Source organism: Marinimicrobium sp. UBA4509, from assembly GCF_002388575.1.
GTDB classification, from domain to species: Bacteria; Pseudomonadota; Gammaproteobacteria; order Pseudomonadales; family Cellvibrionaceae; genus Marinimicrobium; species Marinimicrobium koreense.
This window is the reverse complement of sequence record NZ_DGMV01000038.1, coordinates 20,881-21,473: the sequence shown is the minus strand read 5'-3', so window position 1 is coordinate 21,473 and position 593 is coordinate 20,881. Positions and strand designations below refer to the sequence as shown.

The window sequence follows — 593 nt, the reverse complement described above, 5'->3', positions numbered from 1 at the left end:
ATGGGTTCACGGCGGGTCTCCGAAGGGTTTACCCTGCCTCCGCCCGGACGACCTGACAAGCACCAAGTCGGACGTTACGATTAGGACCCAGCCGAATCACAATAAGCCTGGGCTTCAGCCACATCCAGCGAGCCTTCATAAATCGCCCGGCCGGTAATCGCTCCGGTAATGCCCTGATCGGATACCTGACGCAACGCCTTGATATCATCCATATTGGTAATACCGCCAGAGGCGATCACCGGAATGCTCGAAGCGTTCGCCATCGCCAGCGTCTGCTCCACATTCACGCCCTGCATCATACCGTCGCGGGCAATATCCGTGTAGACAATCGCACTGACGCCATCTTTCTCAAAACGCTTCGCCAGATCCGTCGCCTTCACCTCAGACACCTCGGCCCAACCATCCGTCGCCACCAGACCGTCTTTGGCATCCAGACCGACAATGATATGCCCCGGAAAACGGCGGCACATCTCGGTCACAAACTCCGGTTCCTTCACCGCCTTGGTGCCGATAATCACATACTGGACGCCCGCCTGCAGGTAATGCTCGATCGTCTCGGCGCTGCGGATACCGCCGCCGATCTGGATCGGCAG

Annotated in this window: 1 protein-coding gene; it reads right to left on the bottom strand. The window is 58.5% G+C overall.

All coding sequences use genetic code 11. The annotated features are described in order from the left end of the window. Nucleotides 1-80: 80 nt before the first annotated feature. Nucleotides 81-593: 1-(5-phosphoribosyl)-5-[(5-phosphoribosylamino)methylideneamino] imidazole-4-carboxamide isomerase (locus tag B3520_RS05840; RefSeq protein WP_286875623.1), on the bottom strand; the 513-nt coding region annotated here is incomplete at its 5' end.